The sequence below is a fragment of the Pseudomonas sp. SMN11 genome, assembly GCF_052041945.1.
Taxonomy (GTDB): Bacteria; Pseudomonadota; Gammaproteobacteria; order Pseudomonadales; family Pseudomonadaceae; genus Aquipseudomonas.
Map to the genome: position 1 here is coordinate 43,941 of NZ_JBKGGW010000001.1, position 15,359 is coordinate 59,299.

15 protein-coding genes are annotated in these 15,359 nt (G+C 64.0%); 7 read left to right on the plus strand and 8 right to left on the minus strand.

Features of this window, described 5'->3' with window-relative positions; translation table 11 throughout:
* The 3 genes from ACLEJU_RS00195 (at position 1) to yjiA (ending at position 3,334) form a co-directional block, all read left to right on the plus strand.
* Positions 1-2,067, plus strand: coding sequence for a carbon starvation CstA family protein (locus tag ACLEJU_RS00195; RefSeq protein ID WP_400661490.1), 2,067 nt, complete (start codon positions 1-3; stop codon positions 2,065-2,067).
* 13 nt (positions 2,068-2,080) lie between these two features.
* Positions 2,081-2,278: a YbdD/YjiX family protein gene (locus ACLEJU_RS00200; protein ID WP_400722370.1), complete on the plus strand. Its 198-nt coding sequence runs from the start codon at positions 2,081-2,083 to the stop codon at positions 2,276-2,278.
* A gap of 78 nt (positions 2,279-2,356) precedes the next feature.
* Positions 2,357-3,334, plus strand: a complete 978-nt coding sequence (yjiA, locus tag ACLEJU_RS00205) for a GTPase (protein WP_435421733.1) — start codon at positions 2,357-2,359, stop codon at positions 3,332-3,334.
* On the opposite strand, the gene ACLEJU_RS00210 is transcribed toward yjiA, so the two are convergent.
* On the minus strand, positions 3,294-4,781 hold the full coding sequence (locus ACLEJU_RS00210; RefSeq protein ID WP_435421732.1) for a methylenetetrahydrofolate reductase C-terminal domain-containing protein: 1,488 nt from the start codon (positions 4,779-4,781) through the stop codon (positions 3,294-3,296). The two genes, yjiA and ACLEJU_RS00210, sit on opposite strands and share 41 nt — an antisense overlap.
* 216 nt (positions 4,782-4,997) lie before the next feature.
* Here ACLEJU_RS00210 and ACLEJU_RS00215 point away from each other — a divergent pair, with 216 nt between their 5' ends.
* Positions 4,998-5,807: a 5-methyltetrahydropteroyltriglutamate--homocysteine methyltransferase gene (locus ACLEJU_RS00215; protein WP_435421731.1), complete on the plus strand. Its 810-nt coding sequence runs from the start codon at positions 4,998-5,000 to the stop codon at positions 5,805-5,807.
* Here the strand turns inward: ACLEJU_RS00215 and ACLEJU_RS00220 are convergent, their stop codons facing one another.
* The 5 genes from ACLEJU_RS00220 to ACLEJU_RS00240 all read right to left on the minus strand — a co-directional run bounded on the left by ACLEJU_RS00220 (position 5,808) and on the right by ACLEJU_RS00240 (position 11,244).
* Positions 5,808-6,986: an acetyl-CoA C-acetyltransferase gene (locus tag ACLEJU_RS00220; protein WP_435421730.1), complete on the minus strand. Its 1,179-nt coding sequence runs from the start codon at positions 6,984-6,986 to the stop codon at positions 5,808-5,810.
* A 124-nt stretch (positions 6,987-7,110) separates the two neighbouring features.
* Complete coding sequence (locus ACLEJU_RS00225) at positions 7,111-8,220, minus strand: agmatine deiminase family protein (protein WP_435421729.1); 1,110 nt, start codon at positions 8,218-8,220, stop codon at positions 7,111-7,113.
* 2 nt (positions 8,221-8,222) lie between these two features.
* Positions 8,223-9,308 carry an extracellular solute-binding protein gene (locus ACLEJU_RS00230; protein ID WP_435421728.1) on the minus strand — a complete coding sequence of 362 codons (1,086 nt, stop codon included), beginning with the start codon at positions 9,306-9,308 and terminating at the stop codon, positions 8,223-8,225.
* 2 nt (positions 9,309-9,310) lie between these two features.
* On the minus strand, positions 9,311-10,207 hold the full coding sequence (aguB, locus tag ACLEJU_RS00235; protein ID WP_435421727.1) for an N-carbamoylputrescine amidase: 897 nt from the start codon (positions 10,205-10,207) through the stop codon (positions 9,311-9,313).
* Positions 10,204-11,244, minus strand: coding sequence for an agmatine deiminase family protein (locus ACLEJU_RS00240; RefSeq protein ID WP_435421726.1), 1,041 nt, complete (start codon positions 11,242-11,244; stop codon positions 10,204-10,206). The genes aguB and ACLEJU_RS00240 overlap by 4 nt, the downstream gene beginning before the upstream one ends.
* 136 nt (positions 11,245-11,380) lie before the next feature.
* On the opposite strand from ACLEJU_RS00240, the gene ACLEJU_RS00245 reads away from it, so the two are divergent.
* The 3 genes from ACLEJU_RS00245 (at position 11,381) to ACLEJU_RS00255 (ending at position 14,689) form a co-directional block, all read left to right on the plus strand.
* Positions 11,381-12,241 (plus strand): LysR substrate-binding domain-containing protein, encoded by an 861-nt coding sequence (locus tag ACLEJU_RS00245; RefSeq protein ID WP_435421725.1) that lies wholly within the window; start codon positions 11,381-11,383, stop codon positions 12,239-12,241.
* Between the two features lie 249 nt (positions 12,242-12,490).
* Positions 12,491-13,702: an enoyl-ACP reductase FabV gene (gene fabV / locus ACLEJU_RS00250; protein WP_085674987.1), complete on the plus strand. Its 1,212-nt coding sequence runs from the start codon at positions 12,491-12,493 to the stop codon at positions 13,700-13,702.
* A 78-nt stretch (positions 13,703-13,780) separates the two neighbouring features.
* Positions 13,781-14,689: an alpha/beta hydrolase family protein gene (locus ACLEJU_RS00255; protein ID WP_435421724.1), complete on the plus strand. Its 909-nt coding sequence runs from the start codon at positions 13,781-13,783 to the stop codon at positions 14,687-14,689.
* A 32-nt stretch (positions 14,690-14,721) separates the two neighbouring features.
* On the opposite strand, the gene ACLEJU_RS00260 is transcribed toward ACLEJU_RS00255, so the two are convergent.
* Entirely contained in the window at positions 14,722-15,063 is a 342-nt protein-coding gene (locus ACLEJU_RS00260; protein ID WP_435421723.1) for a HopJ type III effector protein, read from the minus strand.
* On the minus strand, positions 15,056-15,352 hold the full coding sequence (locus ACLEJU_RS00265) for a DUF1244 domain-containing protein (protein WP_159408880.1): 297 nt from the start codon (positions 15,350-15,352) through the stop codon (positions 15,056-15,058). The genes ACLEJU_RS00260 and ACLEJU_RS00265 overlap by 8 nt, the downstream gene beginning before the upstream one ends.
* Positions 15,353-15,359 lie beyond the last annotated feature (7 nt).

Sequence of the window (15,359 nt, forward strand, 5' to 3'; positions counted from 1 at the left end):
ATGAACAACAATAACAGCCTGCTACGCCACATCCCGTGGCTGGCGCTGGCGGTCATAGGGGCCTGTGCGCTGGGTGTCGTCGCCCTGCGTCGCGGCGAGGCGATCAATGCCTTGTGGATCGTGGTCGCCGCGGTGGCCATCTACCTGGTCGCCTACCGTTACTACAGCCTGTTCATCGCCACCAAGGTGATGCAACTCGACCCTCGCCGAGCCACCCCCGCGGTGCTCAACAACGACGGTCTGGACTACGTTCCGACCAACAAGCACATCCTCTTCGGTCACCACTTCGCCGCCATTGCTGGCGCCGGCCCCTTGGTCGGCCCGGTACTCGCCGCGCAAATGGGCTACCTGCCCGGCACGCTGTGGCTGATTGCCGGCGTGGTGCTGGCCGGTGCGGTGCAGGACTTCATGGTCCTGTTCCTCTCCACCCGCCGCAACGGCCGCTCGCTGGGCGACATGGTGCGCGAGGAGATGGGCCGCATCCCGGGGACCATCGCCCTGTTCGGCTGCTTCCTGATCATGATCATCATCCTCGCGGTGCTGGCGCTGATCGTGGTCAAGGCCCTGGCCGAGAGCCCATGGGGCATGTTCACGGTGATGGCGACCATCCCGATCGCGATGTTCATGGGTATCTACATGCGCTACATCCGCCCGGGCCGCATTGGCGAGATCTCGGTGGTTGGCGTGGTTCTGCTGCTGGCATCGATCTGGCTGGGGGGCCAGATTGCAGCCGATCCGGTCTGGGGCCCGGCATTCACCTTCACCGGCGTGCAGATCACCTGGATGCTGGTCGGCTACGGCTTCGTCGCTGCCGTGTTACCGGTCTGGCTGGTACTGGCGCCGCGTGACTACCTGTCGACCTTCCTCAAGATCGGTACCATCATTGCCTTGGCCATCGGCATCCTGGTGACCATGCCCGAGCTGAAAATGCCGGCGCTGACCCAGTTCACCGACGGCACCGGCCCGGTGTGGAAGGGCACCCTGTTCCCGTTCCTGTTCATCACCATCGCCTGTGGCGCGGTGTCCGGCTTCCATGCGCTGATCTCCTCGGGGACCACGCCGAAGCTGCTGGACAACGAAGCCAACGCCCGTTACATCGGCTACGGCGGCATGCTGATGGAGTCGTTCGTCGCCATCATGGCCATGGTTGCCGCCTCGGTGATCGAGCCGGGCGTGTACTTCGCCATGAACAGCCCGGCCGCCGTGGTTGGCGCCGACGTGGCTTCGGTGGCGCAAACGGTCAGCAGCTGGGGCTTCATGATCACCCCAGAGCAGCTCGAAGCGGTGGCCCGTGACATCGGCGAGCACACCGTACTCGCCCGTGCCGGTGGTGCACCGACGCTGGCGGTGGGTATCGCGCAGATCCTGCACCAGGTGCTGCCGGGTGAGAACACCATGGCCTTCTGGTACCACTTCGCGATCCTGTTCGAAGCGCTGTTCATCCTCACCGCGGTGGACGCCGGTACCCGTGCCGGCCGCTTCATGCTGCAAGACCTGCTGGGCAGCTTCGTGCCGGCCCTCAAGCGCACCGAATCGTGGACCGCCAACCTGATCGGCACCGCCGGTTGCGTGGCGCTGTGGGGCTACCTGCTGTACCAGGGTGTGATCGACCCACTGGGCGGTATCAACACCCTGTGGCCGCTGTTCGGTATCTCCAACCAGATGCTGGCGGGTATCGCCCTGATGCTCGGCACCGTGGTACTGATCAAGATGAAGCGCGAGCGCTACATCTGGGTCACCCTGCTGCCGGCTGCCTGGCTGCTGATCTGCACCACTGCGGCGGGCCTGATCAAGCTGTTCGACCCGAACCCGGCCGTCGGCTTCCTGGCCCTGGCCAAGAAGTACAGCACCGCGCTGGATGCCGGTCAGGTCCTGGCCCCGGCCAAGGACATCAGCCAGATGCAGCACGTGATCTTCAACGCCTACACCAACGCCGGCCTGACCATTCTGTTCCTGCTGGTGGTGTTCAGTGTGCTGTTCTTCGCCCTCAAGGTCGGCTACGCCGCCCTCGGCCGCAAAGAACGCACCGACAAGGAAACCCCGTTCCAGGCCCTGCCTGACGCTTGAGAGGACTGCAGTGATGTTCAACGACCTGGGTCGACTGGGTAAATACCTGGGGCAGGCAGCCCGCCTGATGGTCGGCATGCCCGACTACGACAACTACGTCGAGCACATGCGCAACAAGCACCCGGACCAGCCGGTGATGACGTACGAGGAATTCTTCCGCGAACGTCAGGAAGCACGTTACGGTGGCAAGTCCGGGCCCAAGTGCTGTTGAACCTGCAACATGCGTGAACCTGTGGGAGGCCGGGCAACCGGCCTCCCACAATCATTTTCAGCTTCAGGAGATATCTGCTTGCAGACGCCCATTCCCGTAACGGTCCTCACCGGTTTCCTCGGTGCCGGCAAGACCACCTTGCTCAAGCACATGCTCAAGGCCGAACACGGCCTGAAGATCGCAGTGATTGAAAACGAATTCAGCGAGGCCGGCATCGACAGCCAGCTGCTGGGCGACGAGCCGGTACAGGTCATGACCCTGGCCAACGGCTGCGTGTGCTGCAGCATCCATGGCGACCTGACCCGTGCCCTGTATCTGCTGCTGGAGCGCCTGGACGCTGGCGAGATCGCCTTCGACCGCCTGGTGATCGAATGCACCGGCCTGGCCGACCCGGCACCGGTGGCACAAACCTTTTTCATCGACGAAGAACTACGTGATCGCTACATCCTCGACGGCATCATCACCCTGGTCGATGCTGCCCATGCCGAGGTGCACCTGACCCAGACCATTGCCCAGGCCCAGGTCGGTTTTGCCGATCGCCTGCTGTTGAGCAAGACCGACCTGGTCGAACCGGCTGCAGTGGAGGCCCTGCGAGAGCGCCTCGCGCGGATCAATGGCCGGGCGGCCATCCGTGTGGTCGAACATGGCCGCATCGACCTGGCCGAGCTGCTCGATGTGCGCGGCTTCAACCTGAACCCGGACCTGGGTGCCAACCTCAAGCCAAGCCTGCGCCCGGTGCTCAAGCCGGCTACGCCAGACCGGATTTCCACCCTGGTACTGCGCACCGAGACCGCCCTGGACATCGAGCGCCTCAGCGACTTCATGAACGAATTGCTGGAAGAGCACGGCAAGCAGTTGCTGCGCTACAAAGGTGTGCTGAACATCGCCGGCGAGGAGCGTCGTCTGGTGTTCCAGGGCGTGCTCAAACTCTACGGCTTCGACTGGGATGCCGAATGGGCAGCAGGCGAACAGCGCGAGAGCGTCATGGTATTCATCGCCGATGAACTGCCCGAAGCTAAGATTCGGGCTGGGTTCGAGGCGCTGGCTGTGGGTTGAGCTGGCGTGGCGGCTGAGCCTCGAACCATTGCGGCCAAGAGCTGCGGTGGCGTGTCTCAACCTCGATGCACGGGATCAGCCGCTCAGTGAGCACGGCGGTCTGCCGCACGGCCTTGGCGGTGCGGTACTTGACGCTGTGGATGCACTCACGGTCGCCAAACTCGCAGCGGTTCAGCGCGGTTCCACCGCAAGGGCCGTTGGCCAGGCCTTTGGGGCAGGTTTCCGGGCAGGTGTAGAGGGTGTCTTCCAGGCGGCAGCGGCCGCAGGTGTCGCAGCCAATCAACGGGCGTTTGACCGCCCGCTCCAGCCCGTGCAACACCCGGGCCCCACGCTTGGTTGCCCACAGTGGCTGGCGCACGGTCCAGCCGAACGCCTTGCTGAGCCAGTTGGTGCGGCTGAACAGCAGCGAATGGGCAGTGTGCAGCAGGTGATAGCGGACTTTCTCTTTGCCTGAGGCGCTGACGGTCGATTCCCCTTGGCGCCAGTTGCCCTGTGGCGGATGGAACGCAACGATTGGCAGGCCTGGCATCTGCCAGCTGTCGGCCCAGGCGGGCGCCCAGTGCTCCAGTGAGTTGACCTGCGCCTGCCAGTGTTCCAGGCGCTCTTCCAGTGCCAGCAGCTGCTTGAGCTCGTGAATCCCCGACAGGTGCACGCCTGCATACCCCATCAGCTTCACACCGATGATCTGCAAGGCCAGGCGGTCGACGCTGCGCGCCTGGGCGAAAGCTTTGGACACCTTGCTTTCGGCTTCAAGCAGGTCGCACATCGAAGGCGAGACGGTTACCCCTGCCACATGCTCGAGCATCGTCGCGCGGCCGTGAGTCAGGCTCATCAGGCAGGCCAGCATCGGTTTGGGCGAGGCCTGGCGCTGCATCCAGTGCATGGCTTCCTGATGCTTGCTGGCATCGAAGCCCAGTTGCAGGGTAAGGAAGTCGGCGCCAGCGGCGAGTTTCTTCTCGGCCTTGAAGTACTGGGCGCCGCCTTCTTCCTCGTGGTACTTGAACGGGTTCAGCGCCGCGCCGAGCAACCAGTGCGGGCAGGCCTGGCGCGCAATCAGCAAGGCCGCGACCGACTCCAGGTAGCGCACCGGGCGTTCACCGGGCTGGTGGCCGGGCAGGCGGTCGCCGGTGAGCAGCAGCAACTGATCGAGGCCGGCGGCATCCATGCGCTGCAGTTGAGCCAAGAGATGATGGCGCTCGCGGTCTTTGCCGGAGAAGTGCGGCAGTGCGGGGAGCGGAGCGCTGAAAGAGCCGAGGGCATCCAGCGGCGACATGTCCAGCGGGCTGCCCACGCGGTCGCCGATGGCGACGGTCATGGGCCAGCCGCACAACTGTCCACGGGCCATGATCGCCTCCATCGCGGCGAAGCGTTCCGCCGAGGGCTTTGGGACGAATTCCATGACGCAGACGAAGTGTTTTTCGCGCAGCGCGGCTTTCAGCAGGCTCATGGCTCAGGGGCACCTGGAGTACTCAGGGTGGCATTGTGCAGCAGGCGTTCGGTTGGGCTCATGTCTCAATACGTAGGGTGCTGCTCTGAACAAGACATTCAAGTTCATCGGCATCATGAGCATTTCTTGAGTTCATCTCAAATTTTATGAGTTTGTCTCAGGCGATCGCTGGCCGGAAAATTCGTCCATTAATTTCGGCATTCTGAGAGACAAGACATGGCGCTGGCACACATTCTGGGCTTTCCACGCTTTGGCAGTGACCGCGAGCTGCGTGCCCGCCATTGGCAAGTGCAGAAGGGAGCCGGCATCGAGCTGCTGCCAGTTGGCGACTTTGCCTGGTGCGATCAGCCATTTGCCCAATGCTGGGAGCAACTGTTTGACGAAGTGACAGAAGCCATGGCTCTGGGCCATATAGTCAAACCGGTGGTGACCGGCCCTTTGACCTACCTGTGGCAGGCCAGCAAAGGTAACGCTGACCTCGACGAGCTGGAACACCTGCTGCCCCTGTATGACCAGGGCCTGAACCGCCTGGCTGCCCTGGGTGCCGAATGGGTGCAGATCGATGAGCCGATCCTGGCCCAGGAACTGCCGCAGGATTGGAAAAACGCTTTCGAGCGTGTCTACAACATCCTTCAGCGTGCACCGCTGAAGAAGCTGATCGCTACCTACTTCGGTGGCCTGGAAGGCAACCTAGGCCTGGCCGTCAGCCTGCCGGTCGATGGCTTGCACGTCGACCTGGTGCAGGCCCCGGAGCAGTACCAGACCATCCTCGACCGGCTGCCGGCCTACAAGGTGCTGTCGCTCGGCCTGGTCGACGGCCGCAATGCCTCGCCATGCAACCTGGAAAATACCCTGGACCTGCTGCTCGATGCCCACGACCGCCTGGGCGAGCGGCTGTGGCTGGCCACAGCCTGCCCGTTAATGCACGGCCCGGTGGAGCAGGCCGTGCACAAGTGCCAGGAAGTCGCGCAGCTGGCCAGGGGCGTGAAGGAAGCGGCTGCCCGCGAATTGCGCGCTACTGCCTGATCAACGTTCGATCGCCAGCGCGACCCCCTGGCCACCACCAATGCACAAGGTGGCCAGCCCCTTCTTGGCATCACGCTTGATCATTTCGTGCAGCAAGGTCACCAGTACGCGGCAGCCGGAAGCACCAATCGGATGCCCCAGGGCAATCGCGCCGCCATTGACGTTGACCTTGCCGGCATCCCACTCCAGCGCCTTGCCCACCGCCAGTGCCTGCGCGGCAAAGGCCTCGTTGGCTTCGATCAGGTCAAGGTCAGCCAGCTGCCAGCCCGCCTTGTCCAGGCAGCGCTGGGTCGCCGACACCGGGCCGATGCCCATGATCGCCGGGTCCACGCCAGCACTGGCATAACCAGCAATTTTCGCCAGCACCGGCAGCCCCAGGTCCTTGGCCTTGCTGGCGCTCATCAAAAGCACCGCAGCGGCGCCGTCGTTCAGGCTGGAGGCATTGCCGGCGGTGACGCTGCCGTCTTTCTTGAAGGCCGGACGAAGCTTGGCCAGCGACTCGGCGGTGGTGTCCGGGCGGGGTTGTTCATCACGGTCGAAGACTTTCGGCTCGCCTTTTTTCTGCGGCATCACGATCGGGGTGATCTCGTCCTTGAAGCGGCCCGCTTCGATCGCCGCCACGGCCTTGCGCTGCGACTCGGCGGCAAAGGCGTCCTGCTGCTCACGGCTGAGGCCGTATTTTTCCACCAGGTTCTCGGCGGTGATGCCCATGTGGTAGTCGTTGAAGGCATCCCACAGCCCGTCGCTGATCATGCTGTCAATCAGCTGGCCATGGCCCATGCGCTGGCCGGTGCGCGCGGATGGCATCACATAGGGGGCCAGGCTCATGTTCTCCTGGCCACCGGCGATCACCACCTCGGCGTCACCGCAACGGATCGCCTGCGCCGCCAGGTGCAGGGCCTTCAGGCCCGAACCGCAGACCTTGTTCAGGGTCAGTGCCGGCACGCTGTAAGGCAGGCCTGCCTTGATCGCGGCCTGGCGCGCCGGATTCTGCCCGGCACCGGCGGTGAGCACCTGGCCGAGGATCACTTCATCGACCTGGGCCGGGTCCAGCCGGGTCTGCTCCAGCAGCTGCTTGATCACTGCTGCACCGAGGTCGACGGCCGGCACATTGGCCAGGGCACCCTGGAAGCTGCCGATGGCGGTGCGGGTTGCGGCGACGATGACCACGTCGTTCATGTTGTTGTTCTCCGGGCAATGGGCGTAGTGCTGCCAGCATCGGCGGGTTTGGTTGATTTGTTAAGTTTGTTTTTCTTTGTGATTGATGTGAAAAGCCAATCAATCAGCGGGTCAGGCAGTGCTATCAGCCGGCCGGGCATTGGTGGGTGACGCAATGAATCCCCCCGCCACCCGCCGCAATCGCATCGATATCCAGCTGCACGATATCCCGCCCTGGGTACAACACCGCCAGTAACGCCCGGGCTTTTTCATCGGCCTGCGCATCACCGAACTGCGGTGCGATGATCGCGCCGTTGATCACGAAGTAGTTGATGTACCCCGCCGCAAAGTCGTCATTGCCTTGGCTGAACCTGTTTCGGCGCCCGCGCATGGGCGGCGATACCACATGCACCTGCAGGCGCCTGCCTTCGGCATCGGTAGCTTTCTTGAGTATCTCCAGGTGCTTGCGGGTCACCGCGTGATCATAGGAGTCCGGGTCGTTGTCAAGGTTGGCGATCACTACCCCCGGGCGCACGAAGCGGGCATAGAAGTCCACATGCCCGTCGGTGATGTCTTCCCCGGCGATGCCCGGCAGCCAGATGACCTTGCTCAAACCTAGGCGTGCCTTGAGCTCGGCCTCGACCTCGGCCTTGCTCCAGTCCGGGTTGCGGTTGGCGTTGATCCAGCTGCTCTCGGTCATGATGCCGGTGCCGTGGCCATCCACTTCGATGGCGCCGCCTTCGCCTACCAGTTCGCTGCGCTGGTAACGGGCGCCGGCCAGGGTGGCCACGCGCTTGGCCAGCTGCGCGTCGTTCTGGTGGCGTTGCTTGTTGCCCCAGCCGTTGAAGTTGAAATCCACCGCAGCGATGGCGCCATCGTCGTCGACGACGAAGTTGGCGCCGATGTCGCGCATCCAGATGTCGTCAAGCTTGCATTCGACAAAGGTGGTGTTGTGGCTGGCGCAGTGCCGCTCGGCCAGTTCGCGTTCGCCGGGGCGGCAGAACACGGTCACTGGCTGGTAGCGGGCGATGGCCTGGGCTATACGACCCAAGGCGGCTTGCACGTCGGCGGTGAAGTCTTCCCAGATGGCCTTCTGGGCACCAAAGGCGATGAACGCGCGCTGCTGCGGCTCGCCCTCGTCGGGCATGAACCAGCGCCCGGGCTCTTCGGCACGGGCCAGGCCCAGCGGCAGGCCAAGGCCGGCACCGAGACCTGCGGCCAGGGACAGTTGCAGGAAGATTCTACGGCTGGGCATGGTCAGTCCTGTGCAGTCTTGAAGCGGGTCCACACGCGCATGCGCGCTCGCATGTCGGCCTGTGGAATGTCGCGGCCTGGGATCAGCCGGGCGTAGGTGGCTTCGTCGAGGTAGATGTCGGGGTTGTCGCGCATGCGTGGGTCCACTGCCTGGCGCGCCTTGGCGCTGGCCGTGGGGTAGCCGGTGAAGTTGCTGATGGCAGCCATGTTCGCCGGGCGCATGACGAAGTTGATGAAACGATAGGCGTATTCCGGGTGCTGGGCATCGGCCGGGATAGCCATGGTGTCCATCCACACCGTGGTGCCCTGGCGCGGTACACGGTACTGGAAATCGAGGTGCTTGCCGGCAGCGTCGGCGGCTCGCTGGGCCTGGATCACGTCGCCGCTGTAGCCCAGCGACAGGCACAGGTTCTCGTTGACCAGCTCGGTCACCGGTTGCGACTGGAACTTGCGGATGTACGGGCGCACCGCCTTGAGCAGTTCGCTGGCGGCCGCCAGGTCTTCGCGCTTGGCGCTGCGCGGCTCGCGGCCCAGATAATGAAGTACCACGGCCAGCACTTCGTCAGGCGAGTCGATGATCGAGATGCCGCAATCGGCGAACTTGGCAGCCAGCTCCGGCTTGAACAACAGGTCGAGGTTGTCCAGCGGCGCATCGGGCATGCGCTGGCGGATTTTCTCGGCATTCGCGGTCAGGCCGATGGTGCCCCAGGCGTAGGGCACGGTCGCCTGGCTGGCCTTGGGGTATTGCGCATGCAGCTTGCGCAGGCCGGGCTCGATATCGTCGAGGGCTTCCAGGCGGCTGTGGTCGAGCGGCTGCAGGCTGCCGGCACGCATCAGGCGTTCTGCCACGGTGTCGCCGGGGAACACCAGGTCGTAGCCACTGCGCCCGGACATCAACTTGGCTTCGAGTACCTCGCTGCCGTCCATCACGTCGTAGATCACCTGGATACCGGTTTCGGCGGTGAATTGCTTGAGGGTGTCTTCGGCGAAGTAATCGGCCCAGTTGTACAGGCGCAGGGTGGGTTGGTCGGCCTGGGCCTGGCTGGCGCAGAGGGCCAGGGCCAGTGCGGCGATAACATGGCGTTTCATGCTCAGGCCCTCAGGTTGTGTGGGTGCTTGCCGTCCAGGGTCAGCAGCGGCGCGTACATTTCCGGGCGGCGGTCGCGGTAGATGCCCCAGCTCAGGCGGTCTTCGCGCATGCGTGCCAGGTCCAGGTCGTGCAGCCAGATGTCGCTGCTGTTGCGGTCCGCTTCGGCGAGCATCGCGCCCTTGTGGTCGCAGATGAACGACGAGCCGTAGAAGCGCATGCTCAGTGATTGATCGCTATCGGCCACTTCCACGCCGACGCGGTTGGCGGCCACGACGGGCACCAGGTTGGCTGCGGCATGGCCGCGCATGGCGACCTGCCAATGGTCGCGGGAGTCCAGCTCGGCGCAGCCGGGCTCGGAGCCGATGGCGGTGGGGAACAGCAGCACCTCGGCGCCCATCAGTGCCAGGCAGCGGGCCGTTTCCGGGAACCACTGATCCCAGCAGATACCGATGCCGAGGCGGCCAAAGGCGGTGTCCCAGACCTTGAAACCGGTGTCGCCGGGGCTGAAGTACTCCTTCTCCTGGTAGCCGATGGCGTTGGGGATATGGGTCTTGCGGTACACACCCAGCAGCTGGCCATCGGCATCGGCCACGGTCAGCGAGTTGAAGAAGGCATTGCCGGCGCGCTCGTACCAGCTCAGCGGCAGCACCACGCCCAGCTCGCCGGCCAGGGCCGCGAAGCGTTGCAGGATCGGGCTGCCAGAATAGGGTTCGGCCAGCGCCTGGTGTTTGTGGTCCTGCTCGATGCAGAAGTAGGGCGTGGCGAACAGCTCTTGCAGCAGGATCACCCGCGCGCCATCGGCGGCAGCCTGGCGTACCAGTTGCTCGGCGCGGTCCAGGTTATCGGGCAGGTTCCAGCTGCAACGCATCTGGGTAGTGGCAATGCGCAGCAGGCTCATGGCTGCACCTCCGGCTGCTGCTGGGTGATGCAATGGATGCCGCCGCCGCCGTGGGCGATGGCATCGATGCGTACCGGCACGATTTCGCGGCCCGGGAAGGCGTGGGCGAGTTGCTCGGCGGCGTCCCGGTCGGCGGCGATGCCGTAGGCCGGCATGATGATCGCGCCGTTGGCGATGTAGAAGTTGGTGTAGGACGCGCAGAACACTTCAGCGTCCTGGTCGACTGCGGCGCTGGCTTCATAGAGGTCGATCAGTTCGAAATGGCGGCCCTGAGCATCGGTGGCGAGTTCCAGGGCGCGACGGTTTTCGCGGACCACTTCGGCGTAGACCGAGCCGTGATCATGGGTGGCATCGACCAGCAGCACGCCTGGGCGGGCGAAGGCACACACGCCATCGACATGGCCGTCGGTCATGTCGCCGGTGACGTACTGCGGGTCGCCGGGCAGCCAGATGGTCTTGCTGATGCCCAGGTGGCGGGCGAAGCAGGCTTCGAACTCAGCCTTGCCGATACCGGGGTTGCGGTTGGGGTTGAGCAGCACCGATTCGGTGGTGATCAGCGTACCTTCACCGTCGACATGAATCGCGCCGCCTTCGTTGCACAGGAAGGTGCTGAAACCGTCCAGGCCCAGCTGGTCGAGGATACGGCGGCCGAGGCTGCGGTCCTGGCTGTGTTGCGATTTACCGCCCCAGGCATTGAAGCGCCAGCTCAGCCCGGCCAGGCCATGCTGAGGGTGGCAAACGAAGCTCGGGCCGCTGTCACGGCACCAGCTGTCGTCCACGGCCAGTTCGATCAGTTCGATGTTGGCGCCGCACAGGGCACGGGCGCTTTGCAGGGCAGAAGGGTCGACGACCATCTTCACCGGCTCGAAGCGGGCAATGGCTGCCGCTACACGGGCATAGTCGCGCTGCACATCGGCCAGGCTGACGCGCCAACCGCTTTCCCACAGCGCTTGATTGTGTGGCCAGACCATCCAGGTCGCCGCGTGGCGGGCCCATTCGGCAGGCATACGCCAGCCGCTGTCGTTGGACAGGTGCATAGTGAACTCCGATCTAGTAAGGATTTTTTATCAACGAAGCCCGCCGTCGCGGGTGTTGGTGTCCATGCTATGGCTATGAAGGTGTGGCGACAAACGATAGATTTAGCCGACATCTGATTAGCAGGGCTTATCGATCATGCTCAAACACTGGCCACCGCTCAATGCGCTCAGGGGCTTCGAAGCCGCCGCGCGGCTTGGCAGCTTCCACAAGGCCGCCGAGGCCCTGAACCTTACCCAGTCGGCAATCAGCCAGCAGATCCGCAGCCTGGAAACCTACCTGGAGCAGCCACTGTTCTACCGCAGCGGTCGCAGTGTCAGCCTGACCGATGCCGGGCATGACCTGCTGAGCACCACCCAGTCCATGCTGCAGCACCTGGCCGTGGGCATCCGCCGCCTGGACCAGTACCGCAAGCCGAATCAACTGGTGGTCAATACCAGCCCGGCATTCGCCCGGCACTGGTTGCTGCCGCGCCTGGCGGATTTCCATCAGCGCTGCCCGCAGGTCGACCTGTGGCTGTTCACCAGCTTCGAGGTGCCGGACATGGCCAGCGAAACCATTGACCTGGCCATTCGCGACGACCTCAGTGCCCAGGCTGAGTGCAGCTTTACCGTTCTGCATCACGACCAGCTATATCCCGCCTGCCACCCCTCGTTGCTGCAAACCCCTGCGCAGCAGCGCACCACCTTGCATGGCGAGCGCGAAATGGACTGGAGCCATTGGCAACTGGAAGGTGGCGAGGACGTGGGGCAGCAGGGCAAGGGGCTGAACTTCTCCGACCCCGGGCTGCTGCTGGATGCCGCGAGCGAAGGGCTGGGCGTTGCCCTGGTCAGCCAGTTGCTGGCACAGCGGGTGGTGGGCGAGGGGCACCTGCAGGCGTTGTCTGCGCAGCGGGTGCGCGGGCCGGCCTGGGCCTGCTTGGTGCACCGGGACAGCCAGGATGATCCGCTGGCCCGGCAGTTCCTCGGGTGGTTGAAAGGGGCTCTGGCAGTAGATTGATGCTGCTTGTGCCGGCCCTTTCGCGGCTAAAGCCGCTCCCACAGGGACCGCGCAGACCTTGAGTGCTGCACAGTCCCTGTGGGAGCGGCTTTAGCCGCGAAAGGGCCATTACCGGCGATCCCCGGTTTTGCATCCCCCCGATCACCCCGTAATATGTGTCGGATAACCTGCGGGGGTAGTCTCACCCTCTGATCAATCGGAATCGCCCATGCGGCGGTTCCCCGGCATAAACCTGACGAGGTACAGACATTGGCCATCATTCATCCTAAGGTTCGCGGTTTCATCTGCACCACGACTCATCCGAAGGGCTGCGAGCTCAACGTCCGTGACCAGATCGAAGCCACCCGCAAGCTGGGCGTGCGCGAGGATGGCCCGAAGAAGGTCCTGGTCATCGGCGCTTCCAGCGGCTACGGCCTGGCAGCCCGCATCACCGCGGCCTTCGGCTTCAAGGCCGACACCCTGGGCGTGTTCTTCGAAAAGCCAGGTACCGAGACCAAGGCCGGTACCGCCGGCTGGTACAACGCTGCCGCCTTCGACAAGTTCGCCAAGGCCGAGGGCCTGTACAGCAAGTCGATCAATGGTGACGCCTTCTCCGACGAAGCCCGCGCCAAGGTCATCGAGCTGATCAAGAACGAAATGGGTGGCAAGGTCGACCTGGTCATCTACTCGCTGGCTTCGCCTGTGCGCAAACTGCCGCAGACCGGTGAACTGATCCGCTCCGCGCTGAAGCCGATCGGCCAGCCGTACAAGTCGACCGCCATCGACACCAACAAGGACACCATCATCGAGGCCAGCATCGAGCCGGCCACCGAGCAGGAAATCGCCGACACCGTCACCGTCATGGGCGGCCAGGACTGGCAGCTGTGGATCGACGCCCTGGCGGGCGCTGACGTGCTGGCCGAAGGCGCACGTACCGTGGCCTTCAGCTACATCGGCACCGAGATCACCTGGCCGATCTACTGGCACGGCGCCCTGGGTCAGGCCAAGCAGGACCTGGACGAAACCGCACTGCGCCTGGACAAGAAACTGGCCGGTGAAGTGAAAGGCGGCGCCAACGTGGCGGTGCTGAAGTCGGTGGTCACCCAGGCCAGCTCGGCCATCCCGGTGATGCCGCTGTACCTGTCGATGGTCTTCAAGATCATGCAGGAAAAGGGTGTTCACGAAGGCACCCAGGACCAGCTGGACCGCATGTTCCGCGATCGCATGTACCGCGCCGATGGCGCTCCGGCCGAAGTGGACGAAAAAGCCCGCCTGCGCCTGGACGACTGGGAGCTGCGCGACGACGTACAGGACGCGTGCAAGGCCATGTGGCCACAAGTGACCACCGAGAACCTGTTCGAGCTGACCGACTACGCCGGTTACAAGAAGCAGTTCCTCAACCTGTTCGGCTTCGAGCGCGCTGACGTCAACTACGACGAAGACGTGGCGACCGATGTGAAGTTCGACTGCATCGAGCTGTAAGTCGATGTAAAAGATGGGGGCCGATACAGGCCCCCATTTTTTTTGCTAGTTTTGGCGCACAACAACAGGAAGCGCGCCATGAGCAGCCTCACCCAACCCGCCACCGCCTTTCGCCAGGTCACGGCCGACGGCTATAGCCTCGGCGGCTTCTGCTGGCGTCACGCCCACCCCGAAACCACGCGCCCGCTGGTGATCATCAACGCGGCCACTTCGGTACGCTGCCGCTACTACTCGCGTTTTGCCGACTACCTGTTCGCCCAAGGCTGCGATGTGCTTACCTACGACTATCGCGGGATCGGCGAATCACGCCCGCGCACGCTGCGCGGCTTCCAGGCATCGTGGAGCGATTGGGGCCGGCTGGATTTCGAGGCCATGCTGGCGCACGCCGCCGCGCACTTTCCCGGTCAGCCAGTTGACGTGGTGGGCCACAGTTTCGGAGGTTGCGCCGTGGGCCTGGCGCCGTCGGCCGGGCAGGTGCGGCGGGTGGTGATGGTTGGCGCGCAGTTCGCCTACTGGCGCGACTATGCAGCGGATCAGCGCTGGCGGCTGTTCGGCAAGTGGCATGTGGTGATGCCGTTGCTGACCCGTGCCTTTGGCTTTTTCCCCGGCAAGCGCCTTGGCTGGCTTGAGGATACGCCCGCCGGTGTGGTGCATGACTGGACCACTCGCACACCGCGCTACGAACAGCGCCCGAGCGGGCGCGGTCTGGCAGCGTTGCCCTTCGCTCAAGTAAAGGCCGCGACCCTGGCCATCAGCCTGACGGATGACCCGTTTGGCACCGTGGCGGCGACCGAGCGGTTATTGGGATATCTGCCGGCGGCGCAGCGGCGGCATTTGCGGATTGCGCCTGTGGATATCTCGGTCGATGAGATTGGCCATTTCGCGTTCTTCCATGACCGTTTTCGCGAGAGCCTGTGGCCAATAGCGTTGCAGTGGTTGCAGCAGGGCGGGCTGATAGATGGCGTGCCAGGGACGACTATCAGTTGAAAATCTGGGGCCGCAAAGCGGCCCCGGCATTCTCAAGCGTTGCGCGAGAGAGGCAGCTCGGCGAACTTCACGCCAGCCAGCCCATGCTTGATCAGTGCGCGGATATTGCCATGGTCACTGCCTTCCGGCGTGGCCAGCACGTCACGGTAGTGTTCGCCAAAGGTCAACAGCGCTTCCTGGTCGCTCAGGCCTTCCAGCAGGGCCAGGCCCAGGGTCTTGCACGAGCCTTCGTTCTGCCCGGCGGCATTCTCCACGCCACCGTTGTTGAAGGCCTGGGGCTGGTAGCTGTAGTTGCCGGCGATGAAGGCCAGAGTGTCGGCAAAGGCGTGTTGGCCGCTGGCCAGGCTGGTGCGCAGGGTGTTCAGATCAGTCACGAGGTTTTCCTTGTTCAAACGCCGCTTGTTGCTCGGCGCTGGCTTCTTTCTGGTATTGGGCTTTCCACTCGGCGTAGGGCATGCCGTACACCGCTTCGCGGGCGTCATCCAGGCTGATGTCGACCTGGCGCTCGTCGGCGGCGGCCTTGTACCACTTGGACAGGCAGTTGCGGCAGAAGCCGGAGAGGTTCATCAGGTCGATGTTCTGCACGTCGGTGCGTTTCTGCAGGTGTTCGACCAGGCGCCGGAATGCGGCGGCTTCGAGTTCGAGCTGTTGTTGATCAGTCATGGCAGTC

Bases quoted from the DNA above. Each gene is read 5' to 3' on its own strand.
- ACLEJU_RS00255 (WP_435421724.1), top strand. From the start codon at position 13,781: ATGAGCAGCCTCACCCAACCCGCCACCGCCTTTCGCCAGGTCACGGCC.
- aguB (WP_435421727.1), bottom strand. From the start codon at position 10,207: ATGAGCCTGCTGCGCATTGCCACTACCCAGATGCGTTGCAGCTGGAAC.
- ACLEJU_RS00225 (WP_435421729.1), bottom strand. From the start codon at position 8,220: ATGCCCAGCCGTAGAATCTTCCTGCAACTGTCCCTGGCCGCAGGTCTC.
- ACLEJU_RS00240 (WP_435421726.1), bottom strand. From the start codon at position 11,244: ATGCACCTGTCCAACGACAGCGGCTGGCGTATGCCTGCCGAATGGGCC.
- ACLEJU_RS00245 (WP_435421725.1), top strand. From the start codon at position 11,381: ATGCTCAAACACTGGCCACCGCTCAATGCGCTCAGGGGCTTCGAAGCC.
- ACLEJU_RS00210 (WP_435421732.1), bottom strand. From the start codon at position 4,781: ATGAGCCTGCTGAAAGCCGCGCTGCGCGAAAAACACTTCGTCTGCGTC.
- ACLEJU_RS00200 (WP_400722370.1), top strand. From the start codon at position 2,081: ATGTTCAACGACCTGGGTCGACTGGGTAAATACCTGGGGCAGGCAGCC.
- ACLEJU_RS00220 (WP_435421730.1), bottom strand. From the start codon at position 6,986: ATGAACGACGTGGTCATCGTCGCCGCAACCCGCACCGCCATCGGCAGC.
- ACLEJU_RS00195 (WP_400661490.1), top strand. From the start codon at position 1: ATGAACAACAATAACAGCCTGCTACGCCACATCCCGTGGCTGGCGCTG.
- ACLEJU_RS00265 (WP_159408880.1), bottom strand. From the start codon at position 15,352: ATGACTGATCAACAACAGCTCGAACTCGAAGCCGCCGCATTCCGGCGC.
- ACLEJU_RS00230 (WP_435421728.1), bottom strand. From the start codon at position 9,308: ATGAAACGCCATGTTATCGCCGCACTGGCCCTGGCCCTCTGCGCCAGC.
- ACLEJU_RS00215 (WP_435421731.1), top strand. From the start codon at position 4,998: ATGGCGCTGGCACACATTCTGGGCTTTCCACGCTTTGGCAGTGACCGC.